This window comes from Sphingopyxis sp. RIFCSPHIGHO2_12_FULL_65_19 (genome assembly GCF_001830555.1).
GTDB lineage: Bacteria > Pseudomonadota > Alphaproteobacteria > Sphingomonadales > Sphingomonadaceae > Sphingopyxis.
This window is the reverse complement of the sequence record NZ_MIAM01000064.1, coordinates 20,853-36,813: the sequence shown is the minus strand read 5'-3', so window position 1 is coordinate 36,813 and position 15,961 is coordinate 20,853. Positions and strand designations below refer to the sequence as shown.

13 protein-coding genes are annotated in these 15,961 nt (G+C 65.1%); 9 read left to right on the top strand and 4 right to left on the bottom strand.

Features of this window, described 5'->3' with window-relative positions:
• Positions 1-11: 11 nt before the first annotated feature.
• Positions 12-2,315 (bottom strand): LPS-assembly protein LptD, encoded by a 2,304-nt coding sequence (locus A3E77_RS17770; protein WP_293648458.1) that lies wholly within the window; start codon positions 2,313-2,315, stop codon positions 12-14.
• A 132-nt stretch (positions 2,316-2,447) separates the two neighbouring features.
• On the opposite strand from A3E77_RS17770, the gene A3E77_RS17765 reads away from it, so the two are divergent.
• The 3 genes from A3E77_RS17765 (at position 2,448) to ndk (ending at position 4,872) form a co-directional block, all read left to right on the top strand.
• Positions 2,448-3,893: a leucyl aminopeptidase gene (locus A3E77_RS17765; RefSeq protein WP_293648455.1), complete on the top strand. Its 1,446-nt coding sequence runs from the start codon at positions 2,448-2,450 to the stop codon at positions 3,891-3,893.
• Positions 3,894-3,912: 19 nt separating this feature from the next.
• Positions 3,913-4,362: a DNA polymerase III subunit chi gene (locus tag A3E77_RS17760; RefSeq protein ID WP_293648452.1), complete on the top strand. Its 450-nt coding sequence runs from the start codon at positions 3,913-3,915 to the stop codon at positions 4,360-4,362.
• An 87-nt stretch (positions 4,363-4,449) separates the two neighbouring features.
• Positions 4,450-4,872 carry a nucleoside-diphosphate kinase gene (gene ndk, locus A3E77_RS17755; protein ID WP_039575124.1) on the top strand — a complete coding sequence of 141 codons (423 nt, stop codon included), beginning with the start codon at positions 4,450-4,452 and terminating at the stop codon, positions 4,870-4,872.
• 57 nt (positions 4,873-4,929) lie between these two features.
• On the opposite strand, the gene purN is transcribed toward ndk, so the two are convergent.
• Together purN and purM are read right to left on the bottom strand one after the other, a co-directional pair.
• Positions 4,930-5,835 (bottom strand): phosphoribosylglycinamide formyltransferase, encoded by a 906-nt coding sequence (purN, locus tag A3E77_RS17750; protein WP_458574469.1) that lies wholly within the window; start codon positions 5,833-5,835, stop codon positions 4,930-4,932.
• A 159-nt stretch (positions 5,836-5,994) separates the two neighbouring features.
• Complete coding sequence (purM, locus tag A3E77_RS17745) at positions 5,995-7,101, bottom strand: phosphoribosylformylglycinamidine cyclo-ligase (protein ID WP_293648446.1); 1,107 nt, start codon at positions 7,099-7,101, stop codon at positions 5,995-5,997.
• Positions 7,102-7,276: 175 nt separating this feature from the next.
• Between purM and A3E77_RS17740 the strand changes: the two genes are divergently transcribed.
• The 4 genes from A3E77_RS17740 to A3E77_RS17725 are packed head-to-tail and all read left to right on the top strand — an operon-like array spanning position 7,277 to position 12,774.
• Complete coding sequence (locus A3E77_RS17740; RefSeq protein ID WP_293648443.1) at positions 7,277-8,458, top strand: heavy-metal-associated domain-containing protein; 1,182 nt, start codon at positions 7,277-7,279, stop codon at positions 8,456-8,458.
• Positions 8,459-8,469: 11 nt separating this feature from the next.
• Entirely contained in the window at positions 8,470-9,117 is a 648-nt protein-coding gene (locus A3E77_RS17735; protein WP_293648440.1) for an HdaA/DnaA family protein, read from the top strand.
• Positions 9,108-11,279, top strand: coding sequence for an RNA degradosome polyphosphate kinase (locus A3E77_RS17730; protein WP_293648438.1), 2,172 nt, complete (start codon positions 9,108-9,110; stop codon positions 11,277-11,279). Before A3E77_RS17735 ends, A3E77_RS17730 begins: the two co-directional genes overlap by 10 nt.
• A gap of 7 nt (positions 11,280-11,286) precedes the next feature.
• Positions 11,287-12,774 carry a Ppx/GppA family phosphatase gene (locus tag A3E77_RS17725; RefSeq protein ID WP_293648435.1) on the top strand — a complete coding sequence of 496 codons (1,488 nt, stop codon included), beginning with the start codon at positions 11,287-11,289 and terminating at the stop codon, positions 12,772-12,774.
• Here the strand turns inward: A3E77_RS17725 and rnd are convergent.
• The gene (gene rnd, locus A3E77_RS17720; protein ID WP_293648432.1) at positions 12,771-13,958 is read right to left on the bottom strand and encodes a ribonuclease D; all 1,188 of its coding nucleotides are present in this window, start codon (positions 13,956-13,958) and stop codon (positions 12,771-12,773) included. The two genes, A3E77_RS17725 and rnd, sit on opposite strands and share 4 nt — an antisense overlap.
• Before the next feature lie 121 nt (positions 13,959-14,079).
• Between rnd and A3E77_RS17715 the strand changes: the two genes are divergently transcribed.
• Together A3E77_RS17715 and A3E77_RS17710 are read left to right on the top strand one after the other, a co-directional pair.
• The gene (locus A3E77_RS17715; protein WP_293648429.1) at positions 14,080-14,409 is read left to right on the top strand and encodes a hypothetical protein; all 330 of its coding nucleotides are present in this window, start codon (positions 14,080-14,082) and stop codon (positions 14,407-14,409) included.
• Positions 14,409-15,920 (top strand): FAD-binding protein, encoded by a 1,512-nt coding sequence (locus tag A3E77_RS17710; protein WP_293648426.1) that lies wholly within the window; start codon positions 14,409-14,411, stop codon positions 15,918-15,920. The genes A3E77_RS17715 and A3E77_RS17710 overlap by 1 nt, the downstream gene beginning before the upstream one ends.
• The last annotated feature ends 41 nt before the right edge of the window (positions 15,921-15,961 follow it).

The window sequence follows — 15,961 nt, the reverse complement described above, 5'->3', positions numbered from 1 at the left end:
GAGATCCGCCGTCAGAAACCCAGGTTTCGGAACGCGATGCGGAACGAGAAGCTGTTGCCGCGCCGCGCATCGCCGGTGTCGGCATAATCGCGCCGCCAGGTCAGCGCGATCGACAGGCATTCGTCGTCGAACGCGACACCCAGCCGGTGGCGTATCGGTTCAAACCCGTCGGCGCCGCTCAGCGGATCGTCGCTTTGCTGGGTCAGGTCAACGATTGCCGACCCGAACAGCGACCAGTTTTTCGCGAATGCGACGCGGCCGCCGGCCCGCACTTCCTCGCGGTCCTGCAGGTCTTCGCCCAGCAACAGGATGTCGCGGTTAAGCCGTGAATAGCCGAGCACGGCGTAAGTCGAACGGCTGCCGATCGTCGCGTCAAATTCGTTGCGGCGAACCGCCAGATTGTCCTTGTCGAGCCGGAAGCGGTGCGTCAGGCGCAGGAAATCGCGATAGGCAATCGTCGTCCGGCCGACGACGTCCGACGTCCGGTCGGTCAGCCCGGTGCCATCGGGAAACAGGCTGGGCTTGTCCGACAGGCGATAGCTTTGGCCGACGCTGCTGCTGATGTTGAAGCCCGGCCGGCTGAAATTCCATTCGATGCCATAGGTGATCCGGGCGCCATCCTCGAACCGATCATGGCCGTTGAACCGATTGATCGCGAACAAATTGCTGTCTTCGAGGTCGAACGCGCGCGAATCCTCGTTCGGGATATCGAGATTCTTGATCGGCGGGGTGGCGACGATCTGGACGCGCGGCGTCAGCGTCTGGGTGCCGCCCAAGAATTCGCCGATGAACGGCCAGCGCATGTCGGCGGCCACCGCGGCGATACCGCGCGCCTGCCAGCCCGACTCGCCGCGATAGCCGGGAATCGCGGTCAGCAGATTTTCATCGCTGTGATAGACGTCGCCGCGAACGAGCGCGGTCAATGTCACTTCCTGGCCGAGCGCGGTCAGCCCGCGCAGATTCCATTGCGCGCCTGCAAAGGCGCGCTGCGTGTCCTGCCCGGCGGTGCGGCCGATCGCGAGCGTATTCAGTTGCAGTTCGAGCTGGCCGCCGAACAGCGGATCGTCGAAACGCTGGCGATAGTCGATGATCGGCAGCGCGATCGCCTGTTGCCCCTGCACATCGTTGGCGCGCAGCGTCTGGGTCGCCCAGCCGGCGATCGAGAGATAGGAGTTGCCGCCGATTCGTTCGAGCTCGAAAGTCGACCGCAGGCGGTCGTCGCGGCTGATGTCGTAACGGCGCATGAAGGTGCGGTCGGTTGCGATGCGACCCGAATAGGTCAGGCTCCACCGCGGATCGAACTGGAATTTGCCCGCGCTTTCCAGATAGCCGCGAAACCGTTTCTGGCTGTCGGGGTCTTCGCCGGTCAGCGGAACGAGCGATCCATAGGTCGCATAGCCGTTGATGCGGAACGAGCCGATGTCGGTCAGCGCGCGGAACTCGCCCTCCAGCATCGGCGCCGCGCTGGTATAGACGTGCGGCGTGATCGTGATGTCGCGGTCGGGCGCGAGCCGCAGATAATAGGGAACCGCGATTTCAAACCCGTTACTGCGATCGAGCCGGATTTCGGGGACAAGGATGCCGCTGCTCGGCTCGTTGTTGATCGAATGGCTTAACCCGGGGAGCGGGATGAGCGGCAAGCCGAAAATCTCGACCCGTGCGCCTTTGTAGCGCACCTTGTTCTTTTCGCGGTCGTACAGCACGCGGACGGCGCGGATCTGCCAGCTGGGGTTTTTCGGACAGCCCGCGTCATCTTCGACCGGGCAGGGGGTGTAAGCGGCATTCTCCAGCTCGATATTGCCATTGTCGAAGCGCGTGCCCTTGATCGCGGCGAGCCGCGAGCCATTGTCGAGCACGACGAGGAGATTTTCGACGACGCCGTCGCGCAGGCTGTCGGTCAGCTCGATCTTGTCGCCATAGGCGGTGTCGCCTTCGGGGTTCTTGATCGTGACATTGCCTTCGGCGAAGACCCGTCCCGTCTGGCGGTTCCACGTCACCTTGTCCGCGCGCATCTCGATCGCTTCGCGGTTCATCTGGACATTGCCCTCCGCCACCACGACTTCGCTTTCGCTGTCGTAGTTGAGGTTGTCGGCCGCGAAACCGATCTGGTCTGCGGACGGCGTCGCGGGGGCGTCGGCGGTCGTCGGCACGACATCGGGGGTCTGGAGGTCGGGTTCGCCCGCCGCCACCTCCGCCTGGGCCGGATTCGCCTCGCTCTGGGCCATCACCGGGCATGCAGCCAGGGCCACGCCGCTGGCCGTCGCCAGCCAGAAAGGCCGCGCACGCGCCGCCCGATGGAACAAAGTCCAGCTCATCTAAATTCTTTGTCCCACACTTTGTTTAGCGTCCACCCGGCTTGGACCGGCTGCTTTGTTTTTGCAACTCGCAGGCGAAACCCCTATCGGTCCGGCACGTTCCAATCAATCATCGCATAAGAAAGTTAAGGCATGGACATTCAGTTTGTCGCGCAAATCGACGCGTCTGCCGACGTCGTCGCTTTTCCGGTCCGCAAGGGCGAAGCTGGCGCGCTTGGCGCGCTGCTGGGCGCTGCGGCGGCGCAGGCGCGCTTCGACGGCGCCGCGGGCACGGTGGCGGAGACCGCGGCGATCGACGGCGACCAGGCGAAGCGCCTGCTGCTCGTCGGGATCGGCGAGGGCGGCGAGCAGGACCTCGAACGCGGCGGCGCGGCGCTGACCGCGAAGCTGCAAACGAGCGGCGTCACGGCGGTCCATGTCGATTTTGCGAGCACAGGCGAAAGCGATGCCGACGATGTGCTCGCCTTTGCGATGGGCGCGCGCCTCCGCAACTGGCGCCTCGACACCTATCGCACGCGCCTCGCGGATACGGCGAAGCCGAGCCTGAAGACGGTGACGATCGCGTCGCCGCATGGCGACCTGTCCGGCCGCTGGGCGGAAAATGAGGCGATTGCCGAAGGCGTCGCCCTGACCCAGACGCTCGTCGCGGAACCGCCGAACATCCTTTACCCCGAAACCTTCGTCGAACGGTGCCAGCACCTGACCGACCTTGGCGTCGAACTCGAAATACTCGACGAACGCCAGATGAAGGCGCTCGGCATGGGCGCGCTGCTGGGCGTCGCACAGGGGTCGACGCGTCCGCCCCGGCTGCTCGCGATGCGCTGGAACGGCGGCAATGCGGGCGACGCGCCAGTCGTGTTCATCGGCAAGGGCGTGACCTTCGACACCGGCGGCATCAGCATCAAGCCCGCCGCGGGCATGGACATGATGAAATGGGACATGGGCGGCGCAGGCGCGGTCGCGGGCGCGATCAAGGCCATTGCGGGGCGCAGGGCCAAGGCGAATGTCGTCGGCGTCGTCGGCCTCGTCGAAAATATGCCCGACGGCAACGCGATGCGCCCCGGCGACGTCGTGACCACCATGTCGGGCCAGACGGTCGAGGTGCTCAACACCGATGCCGAAGGCCGGCTTGTGCTGTGCGACGCGATCAGCTGGGCGCAAAGCGCCTATGACCCCAAGGTGATCGTCGATCTTGCGACGCTGACCGGCGCGATGGTGATCTCGCTCGGCCATGAATATGCGGGCATCTTTGCCAATGACGACACGCTCGCCGCCGACCTGCTCGCCGCGGGCGAAGCCAGCAACAACAAGCTGTGGCGGTTCCCGCTGTCACCCGCATATGACAAGCTGATCGACAGCCCGATCGCCGACATGAAGAATATCGGCCCGCGCGAAGGCGGTTCGATCACCGCGGCGCAGTTCCTGAAACGCTTCGTCGGCGAAGGCGTCGCGTGGGCGCATCTCGATATCGCGGGCATGGCGTGGGCGGACAAGGACGGCCCGGTGTGGGCGAAAGGCGCGACCGGCTATGGCGTGCGCCTGCTCGACCGCTACATCGCGGCCAACCACGAAGGCTGAACCGGGCAGGGCAGGGGGCGTGGCGCGCGTCGACTTTTACCGGCTGACCCGCGACCCCGCCGAGCGGGTGCTTCCGGCGCTCGCGACGCGCGTTCTTGCAAATGGCGACCGCCTGCTGGTGGTCGCCGCCCCCGCGATGCAGCGACAGGCGATCGACGAGGCGCTATGGACGCTGAACCCCGCCAGCTTCCTGCCGCACGGCCATGCCGGGTCGCCCGACGAAGCGATCGAGCCGATCCTGATTTCGGGCATCCTCGCGTCGCCGCCGCCCAATGGCGCGACGATCGTGGCGCTCGCGGACGGCGAATGGCGCGACGAGGCGCTGACGTTCGATCGTGTGTTGCTGCTCTTCGACAACAGCCGGATCGACGACGCGCGCGCGTTGTGGCGCACGCTGGCGGCGCGCGAGGATGTCGATAATCGCTTCTGGAAACAGGATGAAAACGGCCGCTGGTCGGAAGGGCCTTAGCGCACGCGCGCTCTATCCTTGCAGTGCAGCAAAAGCGCGGCTAGAGGCGCGCGCATCGCAAACTATAACAAAGCAGGAGCTTCCCCCATGGCGGTCACTCGCACTTTCTCGATCATCAAGCCCGACGCCACGCGTCGCAACATCACCGGCGCCGTCACCAAGATGCTGGAAGACGCCGGCCTGCGTGTCGTCGCGTCGAAGCGCATCCACATGAGCCGCGAACAGGCCGAAGGCTTTTACGCGGTCCACAAGGAACGCCCCTTTTTCGGCGAACTCGTCGATTTCATGATCAGCGGCCCCGTCGTCGTGCAGGTCCTTGAGGGCGAAGACGCAATGCAGCGCAACCGTGACATCATGGGCGCCACCAACCCCAAGGACGCCGCCCCCGGCACGATCCGCAAGGAACTGGCCGAAAGCATCGAAGCGAACACGGTTCACGGTTCGGACAGCGACGAAAACGCCGCGATCGAAATCGCCTATTTCTTCAAGCCCGAAGAAATCGTCGGTTAAACGACATTTGCCTTAGGGCAGCAAAGGGCCGCCGGAGCGATCCGGCGGCCTTTTTCGTCAGAAATCTTCGGCAATAGCCATCAAACCCGCCAGTTTCTTCGGCGCGACCGCCAGCCAGCTCTTGCGCAGCCAGTCGCTGATCGCGTCCCATTCGGTATCGCCGAGGTCGAGCCGGATGCCGATCCAGCCGTCGCCGAAATAGGCGGGGCGGTAATAGCGATCCGCGTCCATCTCGATCAGCGCGGCCTGTTCGTCGGCGCCGCTGATCTTGACCAGCAGCGCGATCTTGCCATCGCCGTGGTGATCCTCGGTAAAATAGGCGAATTTCTTGCCCTTCACGATCCCGAAACAGGGCATGCCGTGCGAAGTGACCTCGTCGGCTTCGGGCAGCGCCATCGCGAGTTCGCGCACGCGGGCGCGCAGATAGTCGGGCGAGCGTTCGCGCGTCACGAAGGCGGCGAGGGTGGCGGGGTAAAGCTGGTGTTCCGCGAACTGGACCCGCCGCGCGAGGGTTTCGGGGGTATCGCCGGGGATGATCGCGACCGGCGTCTGTGCGAGCACCGGGCCATCATCGACCCCGGGGGTGACGATATGGACGCTGCACCCGCCGGATTTGTCGCCTGCGTCGATCGCGCGCTGGTGGGTGTCGAGTCCCTTGTAGCGCGGCAGTAGACTGGGGTGAATATTGAGCATCCGGTTTTCCCAAGCCCGGACGAAATCTTCAGGCAGGATGCGCATAAAACCGGCGAGCGCGATATATTCGGCGCCGGCCTTACGAATCTGGATATCCAGCGCCGCAAAGAACCGAGATTTATCTTTTGGCGTCGGTTTTGGAATGCGGACGACCGCAATCCCCTCGACCTCGGCAAGCGAAAGACCGGGCGCCTCGGGATTGTCGCCCGTTACCAGCACCAGCTCGTACGGACAGGCCTCCGCCTTCGCGGCATAAAGCAACGCCGCCATATTGGTCCCGGCGCCCGAGATCAGGACGGCGACCTTGGCTTTCACGTCTCCCCTCCCGCTTGCGGGAGGGGTCGGGGGTGGGCAGCGACATGGCAGGAACTCGCTTCGCTCGCGCCCACTCCTAGCCCCTCCCGCAAGCGGGAGGGGGACTTTGCCGCGTTATGCATTATGCGTCGCGCTCCACGCCCCCATCGCGCTCCAGGTTTCGGTGCTGCCGGTCACGGTGCAGCCCTTGTCGCCAGCAGCGATATGGCCGATGCGAAACACCGTTTCGCCTGCGGTTTCCAGCGCCGCGGTCACAGCGTCAGCATCGGCTTCCGCCACGACGACCGCCATCCCGATGCCGCAATTGAACGTCCGCGCCATTTCTTCGGGTTCGATATTCCCCTGCGCTTGCAGAAAGGCCATCAACCGCGGCTGCGCCCATGCGTCGGCGTCGATGTGCGCGTGCAGCGCCTTGGGCAGGATGCGCGGGATATTTTCGAGCAGCCCGCCGCCCGTGATATGCGCGAGCGCGTGGATCTGGCCGGTCTTCACCAGCGGCAGCAGGCTTTTGACATAGATGCGCGTCGGCGCCATCAGCGCGTCGATCAGCAGGATATTCTGGTCGAACAGGGCCGGGCGGTCGAGTTTCCACCCCTTGTCCGCGGCAAGGCGGCGGACGAGCGAAAAGCCGTTCGAGTGGACACCCGACGAGGCAAGGCCCAAAATCACGTCGCCTGCCGCCACCTTGTCGGCGGTGAGCACCTGGTCGCGCTCGACCGCACCGACGCAGAAGCCCGCGAGGTCGTAATCGCCATCGGAATACATGCCCGGCATTTCGGCGGTTTCGCCGCCGATCAGCGCGCAGCCGGCCTGTTTGCAGCCTTCGGCAATGCTCGCGACGACTTCGGTCGCGACATCATTGTCGAGTTTCCCGGTGGCATAATAGTCGAGGAAAAACAGCGGTTCGGCACCCTGGACGATCAGGTCGTTCGCGCACATGGCGACCAGGTCGATGCCCACACCATCATGCTTGCCCGATTCGATGGCGAGCTTGAGCTTCGTGCCCACCCCATCGTTCGCGGCGACCAGCAACGGATCGTTGAAACCCGCCGCCTTCAGGTCGAAGAAACCGCCAAAGCCGCCGAGATCCGCGTCGGCGCCCGGACGGCGCGTCGCACGGGCGAGCGGGGCAATGGCACGGACCAGCGCGTTGCCGGTCTCGATTGATACGCCCGCACCGGCATAGGTGTAAGGCGTCGGTTGGTTGTGCTTGGAATCCATGGCACGCGCGACTAACGGTTTCAGCCGAGAATTGCCATGATTTCCTTGTCGGGGCCCGCGCTTTTGGGCAGAGCATAGAGTAGATATGATTTCGGCTGCCTTTCCCCGCTTCACCCCTCGCTTTTACTTCGGCGCCCTGCGTGGCCGCGATTGGCGTTGGGCCGCTCTTTTGGGCTTGCTCAGTGCGATTCTGCTCGCCGGCATCGTCGATGGTCAGATCACGCGCGGCAATCGCGGCATCACCCCGATCAACAGCAGCGGCGATTTTCTTGCCGGCGGTATCATCGTCGATGTGACAGGCGACAATGCCGACGACGCGCGATCGAAGGGTTGGCGGGAGGCGCAGCGCAAGGGCTGGGCCCAGTTGTATCGCAAGTTGAACGGCAGCGACGGGCCCGCGCTCGGCGATTCGGTGCTCGACGGCATCGTCACCGCGATCGTCGTCGAGGAAGAGCAAATCGGTCCGCGTCGCTATGTCGCCCGGCTGGGCGTCCAGTTCGATCGCGTGCGCGCGGGTCAGATCCTGGGCGTCAGCGGACGGACGCTCCGTTCGCCGCCGCTGCTGGTCATCCCGGTCTATGCAATCGACGGCATTCCGCAGGTGTTTGAACAGCGCAGCGCGTGGCAGCGCGCCTGGGCCGAATATAATACGGGGCAGAGCGCGATAGACTATGTCCGTACCGCGGGCACCGGCGCCGACACCTTGCTGATCAATGCGGGGCAGACCGGCCGCCGCGGGCGCGTGTGGTGGCGCGTGATCCTCGACCAATATGGCGCCGCCGATGTCCTCACCCCGATCGCGCGGGTCGAATATTCCTATCCGGGCGGGCCGATCAAAGGCCATTTCACCGCGCGCTTCGGCCCCGACAGCAAATTGATTTCCAGCTTCACGATGACCGGCCCCAGCCCCGCCGCCTTGCCCGACATGATGGAAAAGGCGGTCGCGCGGATGGACCGCATCTATATCGATGCCCTCGCTGCGGGCGTGCTGCGCACCGACACCTATCTGGTCCTTGAAAAGCCGGTCGAAAAGGAAGACCTGCCCGAAGAGGTCGCGACCGATGAAGACGCGCTGCCCAGCGAAATCGACAGCAGCGTGCCGACCACGACGGCGGTCGGGGTGCAAAGCTTCACCGTCCAATATAGCTCTCCCGACGTCGATTCGGTCACCGCGACCGAACGTGCGGTCGGCGGCATATCGGGCGTGCAGTCGGCATCGACCACCAGCCTCGCGCTGGGCGGCACGTCGGTGATGCGCGTGACCTTCCGCGGCGACATCGCCGCGCTGAAGGCGGCGCTCGCCGCGCGCGGCTATTCGGTGCAGGAGGGCGGCAGCACGCTGCGGATCAGCCGCTGATGGCGCGCGCCGTGTCCGGCCAGATCGCCCTGCCGCTCGACTGGAGCGCGGGCGGCAGCAACGATGGCCCGCTGATCATCGGCAGGAGCAATGCCGACGCGGTGCGCTATCTGCGCCACGTCGCGACCTGGCCGGTCCGTACGGCGGTTCTGGTCGGGCCACGCGGTTCGGGACGCAGCCTGATCGGCCGCCTGTTCGCGCGCGACACCGGCGGACGGGTGATCGACGGACCGGACAGCGTTTCCGAAGAAGAGATTTTCCACGCCTGGAACGCGGCTGCGGACAGCGGCGCGCCGTTGCTGGTCATTGCCGACACGCCGCCCATCGCGTGGACCATCGCGCTGCCCGATCTTCGCTCGCGCCTCGCCGCGGTGCCGGTGCTGACGATCGGCGAGCCCGACGACTGCCTGGCCCGTGACCTGATCGAAGCTTTGTTTGCCCAGCGCGGCATGGCCTTGGCGCCCGGTGTCGCATCCTATATCGTGCCGCGGATGGAACGCAGCTATGCGATGATCCACCGCGTCGTCGCGGCGCTCGACGCCGCCTCGCTTGAACAGGGGCGGCGTGTGGGCGTTCGTCTTACCCGTGAAACATTACTGTCACAGGGGCTGATCGATCCCGATCTCCTCGAAAGGCAGGATGCAGATACATGTCGCTAACCGGACAGCCCCTTCGTGCCGACAATGACGCCCAGGGCGCGTCGCAAATCCCCTTCGGACCCGAACGTTTCTTCAACCGCGAACTGAGCTGGCTGGCGTTCAATCGCCGGGTCATGGAAGAGGCGCGCAATCCGGCACATCCCTTGCTCGAACGCCTGCGCTTCCTGTCGATTTCGGGCAGCAACCTCGACGAATTCTTCATGGTCCGCGTCGCCGGGCTGAAGGGGCAGCAGCTTCAGGGAATCGACGATCCGTCGGCCGACGGACGCTCGCCGGGGCAACAGCTCGCCGAAATCGAGGCGGAAGTGAATCGCCTGGTCGACCAGCAGCAGGGCGAGTGGCATCTGCTGCACCGCCTGCTCGCCGAACAGGGGATCGTCGTTCATGGCACGGGGTCGGACAAGGAAGTGCTGCGCACCGCGCTGCGCCAATATTTCATCGACCAGATCTTCCCGATCCTGACCCCGCAGGCGCTCGATCCGGCGCATCCCTTTCCGTTCATTCCGAACCGCGGCCTCGGCGTCATTTTCGACCTTCAGCGCAAGGCAACCGGCGACACGGTGCGCGAACTGGTGATGATCCCGGCGTCGCTGGCGCGTTTCGTGCCGGTGCCGGGCCAGGTCAGCAGCTTTGTGCCGATCGAATATCTGATCGAACTGTTCGGCGACCTGTTGTTTCCGGGCTTCACGATCCGCTCGCTCGGCGTGTTCCGCATCATCCGCGATAGCGATATCGAACTGGAGGAAGAAGCCGAGGATCTCGTCCGGCTGTTCCGCACCGCAATCCGCCGCCGCCGCCGCGGCCGCGTCATCCTGCTTGAACTCGAAGCCGACATGCCGGGCGAAATCGCCGAGGTGCTGGGCGCCGATATTCAGGGGCACGAGGCGATCGTCGCCAAGATCGGCGGCTTCATCGGGCTCGCCGCGCTGTCCGCGCTGGTCGATGTCGATCGCCCCGACCTGAAATTCCCTGCCTATTCGCCCCGCTTTCCCGAACGCATTCGCGAACATGGCGGCGATTGTTTTGCCGCGATCCGGTCGAAGGACATTGTCGTCCATCACCCCTATGAAAGCTTTGAGGTCGTTCTGGCCTTTTTGCGGCAGGCGGCGGCCGACCCCGATGTCGTCGCGATCAAGCAGACATTGTACCGCGCCGGCGACCAGTCGCCGGTGATCCGCGCGTTGATCGAGGCGGCGGAGGCGGGCAAGTCGGTGACCGCCGTCGTCGAATTGAAGGCGCGGTTCGACGAGGAGCAGAACCTGCTCTGGGCAAACCAGCTCGAACGCGCCGGGGTGCAGGTCGTCTATGGTTTCATCGAATGGAAGACGCACGCCAAGATTTCGATGGTCGTGCGGCGCGAAGGGCAGGGGTATCGCACCTATTGCCACTTTGGCACGGGCAATTACCACCCGGTGACGGCGCGAATCTATACCGACCTCAGCTTCTTTACCGCCGACCCGCGCGCCGGGCGCGACGCGGCGCAGCTGTTCAACTATATCACCGGCTATGTCGAACCCGAACGGCTCGACCTGATCACCATGTCGCCGCTGAACATGCGCGCCCATCTGAGCCAGTTGATCGACGCCGAAATCGCCGCGGCAAAGACGGGGCAGCCGTCGGGCGTCTGGGCCAAGATGAACAGCCTGGTCGATCCCGACATCATCGACAAACTCTATGAGGCGAGCGCGGCGGGCGTGCCGATCGAATTGATCGTGCGCGGCATCTGCTGCCTGCGGCCCGATGTGCCGGGACTGTCCGAAACGATCCGCGTCAAATCGGTCGTCGGCCGTTTTCTGGAGCACAGCCGCGTCTGGGCCTTTGCGAACGGCGCGCCGCTGCCGCACCGTGCGGCAAAGCTGTATATCAGCAGTGCCGATTGGATGCCGCGCAATTTCGACCGCCGTGTCGAATATATGATCCCGATCCAAAATCCGACAGTTCACGATCAGATCCTCGACCAGGTGCTGGTCGCCAACCTGATCGACAATGAACAAAGCTGGATATTGCAACCCGATGGCACTTCGGTGCGGATGGCGCCCGATGACAAGCCGTTTAACCTGCACCATTATTTTATGAACAACCCGTCGTTGTCGGGTCGCGGCACCGCGCTTCACAAGCGCCAGGACGTGCCGACGCTGGCATTCAACATGCGTGAAGATTGAGAAGAATTTGACCTTTTTGCGTGCCTCGAAACTGGCGGTCAGCCGATCGGCCGTCATCGACATCGGCTCGAACTCGGTACGCCTTGTCGTCTATGAAGGGCCGGCGCGCGCGCCGGCGGTGATTTTCAACGAAAAGGTCGCGGCCGGACTGGGGCGCGGCCTCGCGATCGACGGGCGCATCGCCGATCAGGATGCCGAGCGCGGCCTTGTCGCGCTCCGCCGTTACGCGCTGCTTGCAAAACATATGGATGTGAAGAACGTGCAATGCGTCGCGACCGCCGCGGTGCGCGACGCCGCGAACGGCCCCGACTTCATTGCCGCCGCGGCCGAGGCGGGGCTGACGATCCGTTTGCTGTCGGGCGAGGAGGAGGCCGAAGCCGCCGGTCACGGCGTGCTCGCGGCGATTCCCGACGCGCATGGGATCGCCGTCGATCTTGGCGGCGGCAGCCTCGAACTCGCGGAAGTGTCGAACGGCACGGTCGGCCGCCGCGCGTCCTTCCCGCTCGGTGTGCTTCGCCTGCCAGCGTTGCGCGCGGACGGCGACCAGGCGTTCGAGCGCGCGGTGCGCAAGATGCTCCGCGCGGCGGGATGGCCGGGCGAAGGGCTCACCGGCCTGCCGCTCTATCTCGTCGGCGGTTCGTGGCGCGCGCTGTCGCGCCTCGACCTCGAACTCACGCGCGATCCGCTGGCGGTGCTCGACCAGCATCATTTGCCGCGCAGCGCGCTTCGCCGCCTGATTCGCGCGTCGAAACGGCTGAGCTTCGAGGAACTGCGCGCGATCCCGGGCATGGCATCGAACCGCGCCGCGGCGCTGCCCGATGCGGCGGCGCTGCTCGCCACGCTGGTCAACATCCTCGACGTGCCCGAAATGACGGTGTCGTCGTCGGGGCTTCGCGAAGGGCTACTCTACCAGGCGCTCGATGCAGAGACGCGCGCGCAGGACCCGTTAATTGTCGCCGCCGAGTTCGAGGGACGCCGGCTGGCGCGATTTGCCCCGCACGGCCGCGCGATAGCCGAATGGATCGCGCCGCTGTTCGCCGAAGAGGTGGCGGCCGACAGCCGCGTGCGCCTCGCCGCCAGTTTGCTCAGCGACGTCGCCTGGTCGGCGAACCCCGATTTCCGCGCCGAACGTGGCACCGAAATCGGTTTTCACGGCAATTGGCGCAGCATCGACATTCCCGGTCGCATCCTGCTTGCGCGGGCGCTTTACGCAGGTTTCGGCGGCGCGGATTCGGAATTTCCGGCGATGGGGTCCCTTGTGTCGGCCGAACGGCTGGCCCGCGCGCGTCAATGGGGGCTCGCGATCCGGCTTGCGCAGCGGCTGACCGGCGGCGTCGAGACGCCGTTGAAGGCCAGCGGTATTTCTTTGGTCGATGGCAAGCTGAAGCTTTGTCTCGAAGCCGGGTGGCACCAGCTCGCCGGCGAATCGGTCGAGCGCCGACTGCGTGTGCTGGCGCAGGCGCTCGATGCGAAGCCCGAACTGGTGTTGCTTTAAATTTCGGCGGCGGTTGCGGCGTCGATCTCGCTCATCACCAGCTTGCCGTGTTTGACGGCAAAGCCCATCCGCCCTTCGACCAGGTCGAGTGCGGCATGGCCGAACACGTCGTAACGCCACCCCTGCATCATCGCGATGCCCTCGCGCCCGCCAGCCGCCAGCGCCTCCAGGTCGTCGCTTCGCGCGATCAGCCGCGCCGCGACGTTGAGTTCGCGCGCGCGGATTTTGAGCAGCAGTTTGAGCAGGTCGGCGACGAGCACGCCCTCCTTGCCCAGCCCCGGCCCGCGCGGCGCGCGATCGGGCATGTCGTCCTTTGCCATCGGCTTCGCATTGTTAAGTGCGTCCATCAGCCGCGCGCCGATATCGTTGCTGCGCCAGGTCGCCGACAGCCCGCGGACACGGCCCAGACCGTCCTGGTCCTTCGGCGGGTGCGCGGCGAGGTCGGCCAGCGTCTCGTCCTTGACGATCCGGCCGCGCGGCAGGTTCTTGTTCCGCGCTTCACGTTCGCGCCAAGCGGCAAGCGACTGCAATCGGCCGAGCACGTCAGGCTTGCGCGACGGGATCTTGATCCGCTGCCACGCCTTGTCGGGATCGACGCTATAATTCGCGGGATCGGCAAGCTTTTCCATTTCCTCGTCGAGCCAATGGCCGCGGCCGGTCTTGATCAGCTTGTCGAGCATCATCGGGAAAATCCTGGCAAGATGCGTGACGTCGCCGATCGCATAGTCGATCTGGCGCTTGTCGAGCGGACGGCGGCTCCAGTCGGTGAAGCGTGCGCCCTTGTCGAGTTGCAGCCCGATCCATGCCTCGACAAGATTGGAATAGCCGACCTGTTCGGCCTGGCCGATCGCCATCTGGCCGATCTGGGTGTCGAAAATCGGGTGCGGCGTCTTGCCGGTCAGGTTGAAGATGATTTCGACATCCTGCCCGCCGGCGTGAAAGACTTTCAACATATCCTCATTATCGACCAGCAGGTCGAGCAGCGGCTTCAGGTCGATACCGGACGCCATCGGATCGATCGCCGCCGCATGGTCGCGGTCGGCGACCTGGATCAGGCAAAGCTCGGGCCAGAAGGTATTTTCCCGCATGAATTCGGTATCGACGGCGATGAAATCGCTGTTGCGGATCAGGTCGCAGAATTCGGCGAGCGCGGCGCTGGTTTCGATCAACGGATGGACTTGCATAGCGCGCCTATACAGCTAGTTGAAAGGAACGGGCAGGAAAAATTGTAGGGCACCTGGCCGTTGCTCTTCGGGTCGCGAAGCCGGAACACCGGCTGGGGAAAATGACGAAGGGGATAAGGGCATGATGTGGCTCGGTTGGGCGCTTGCCGCGCTTGGTTTTGCAATGGTTTTCGGACAATATGCCGCGGGGCAGGCGGATATTTTCCTATCGATCGCCAATCCACGACCACTCGACGAAGAAGCGATGGTCGTGACGCTGAAGGGCTGGGGGTTCGCGAGCGCCGCGGCGCAGCCGTTCGTTACGCCCGAATCCGATCATGGCCTGTGCGACGTTCGCGTCTTTGCAACGCGCCGCCAGATGCTGATCGGAATCGCGACCTTCGGTTTCCTGCGCCCGGTCACCATCGCCTGGCGCGCCCATGCCGGTATCCTGCCGCTGGGAGACGCGTGATGCCGATCGTGAAGCTGGGCGAGGAAGGGCGCTGGACCAATTATCATTGCACCGGCACCTGCGACGCGGCGACGCGCTTTGCGTTACGCAGCGGCGACGCGCCGCGCGGCCGCGACGAAATCGCGATCGCCGCGAAGTCGGTGCAAGACTGGCTGGTCGAGGCCGCAGCGGCCAAGCGCCGCGTCCGTCCGCTCGGCGCGGGCTGGTCGCCGTCGAACGTCAATATCAGTTCGCAAAGCTGGCTGCTCCACACGCGCCGTTTCAACCGCTGTTTCCGCATCAACGCCGACGATGTGCGCCCCGGCATCGATGCGGGCGCGTTGATGCTCGTCGAAGCGGGCGCGCTGGTCGACGAAGTGTCGGACAAGCTGGAGGAACAGGGCCGATCCTTGTGGACGAGCGGCGCGGGCAACGGCCAGACCTTTGCCGGTGCAGCGGCAACGGGCACCCACGGGTCGATGATCGCAGCCGGCGGAATCCAGGACCATATCCGCGCCGTGCAGATCGTCACGCCGGGGGGCATCCACTGGGTCGAGCCCGATGTGGGCGTGATGAGCGACGCCTTCATCGCCGCCACCGGCTCGGCGCCGCTGCGCGACGACGCGATGTTCGCCGCGGTGCAGCTTCCGGTCGGGGCGCTCGGCATCGTCACCGCGCTGGTCGTGGAGAGTGTGCCGAAATTCCTGGTCCGCCCGATCCAGAATCTGCGCAAGGTCGACTGCGCGGCGCTCGACTGGCTCGCGGAGGGGGATTTCAGACGCTTCTCGGCGGCTTATGCGCTCGATCAGGACCCCGATTTCGTCCAGATGATCGTCAATCCCTACAAGCCGTTCAAGCGACCGGCGATGCTGCGTTTCCTGTATCGCGAGCCGTGGCGCGACGACTATCCTCGTGCGACGCCGGGCCAACTTGGCGCCGGTTACGATGCGCTCAGCCTGCTCGGCCGGTTCCTCAACGATTATCCATGGGCGCGCGGCGCGCTGCTGCAATTCGCCATGAAGCAAGGCTATGCCAGCGGCCCCGACGTCGACGCGCCGCCCGTTTATGGGAGCTGGGGAGAGGGGCTGGATACGCACCGGCCGCTCGCCGACCTGTTCAACGCGTCGGTCACCATCGACCGCGCCGATCTTGCGCATGTCTTTGAAATGGTGTGCGCGGTTTATGCACGGCATGGCGGATCGACCGTGGTCACGCTGCGTTTCATGGAGCGTGCGCAGGGGCTGCTTGCCCCCGCGCGCTTTGCGCATAATGCGGTGATCGATTTCGACGGCCCGCGCAGCCAGCGCACCGCCGACGCCTATGCGCGCGTTCTCGAACGCCTTGATGCCGAGGGGGTCGCCTTTACCCGGCATTGGGCGAAAAGCTGCCGGCTCGACGCGCTGCGCGTCGCCGCTGACTATGGCGAGGATTTTCGCCGCTGGCGCGCGGCGCAGCGGCGGCTGCTTCCCGATCCGGCCGATCGCGCCCTGTTCGGCAGCGAGGTGCTCGACGGGCTTGGATTGACCTGCTGATTGCGCCTTCCACCTTGACAAATGGCTCGCCGGGCTGCCTT

Excerpts from the sequence above, each read along its gene's own strand:
- A3E77_RS17770 (WP_293648458.1), bottom strand. The coding sequence starts at position 2,315 with ATGAGCTGGACTTTGTTCCATCGGGCGGCGCGTGCGCGGCCTTTCTGG.
- A3E77_RS17765 (WP_293648455.1), top strand. The coding sequence starts at position 2,448 with ATGGACATTCAGTTTGTCGCGCAAATCGACGCGTCTGCCGACGTCGTC.
- ndk (WP_039575124.1), top strand. The coding sequence starts at position 4,450 with ATGGCGGTCACTCGCACTTTCTCGATCATCAAGCCCGACGCCACGCGT.
- purN (WP_458574469.1), bottom strand. The coding sequence starts at position 5,835 with ATGGCGGCGTTGCTTTATGCCGCGAAGGCGGAGGCCTGTCCGTACGAG.
- purM (WP_293648446.1), bottom strand. The coding sequence starts at position 7,101 with ATGGATTCCAAGCACAACCAACCGACGCCTTACACCTATGCCGGTGCG.
- A3E77_RS17730 (WP_293648438.1), top strand. The coding sequence starts at position 9,108 with ATGTCGCTAACCGGACAGCCCCTTCGTGCCGACAATGACGCCCAGGGC.
- rnd (WP_293648432.1), bottom strand. The coding sequence starts at position 13,958 with ATGCAAGTCCATCCGTTGATCGAAACCAGCGCCGCGCTCGCCGAATTC.
- A3E77_RS17715 (WP_293648429.1), top strand. The coding sequence starts at position 14,080 with ATGATGTGGCTCGGTTGGGCGCTTGCCGCGCTTGGTTTTGCAATGGTT.
- A3E77_RS17710 (WP_293648426.1), top strand. The coding sequence starts at position 14,409 with ATGCCGATCGTGAAGCTGGGCGAGGAAGGGCGCTGGACCAATTATCAT.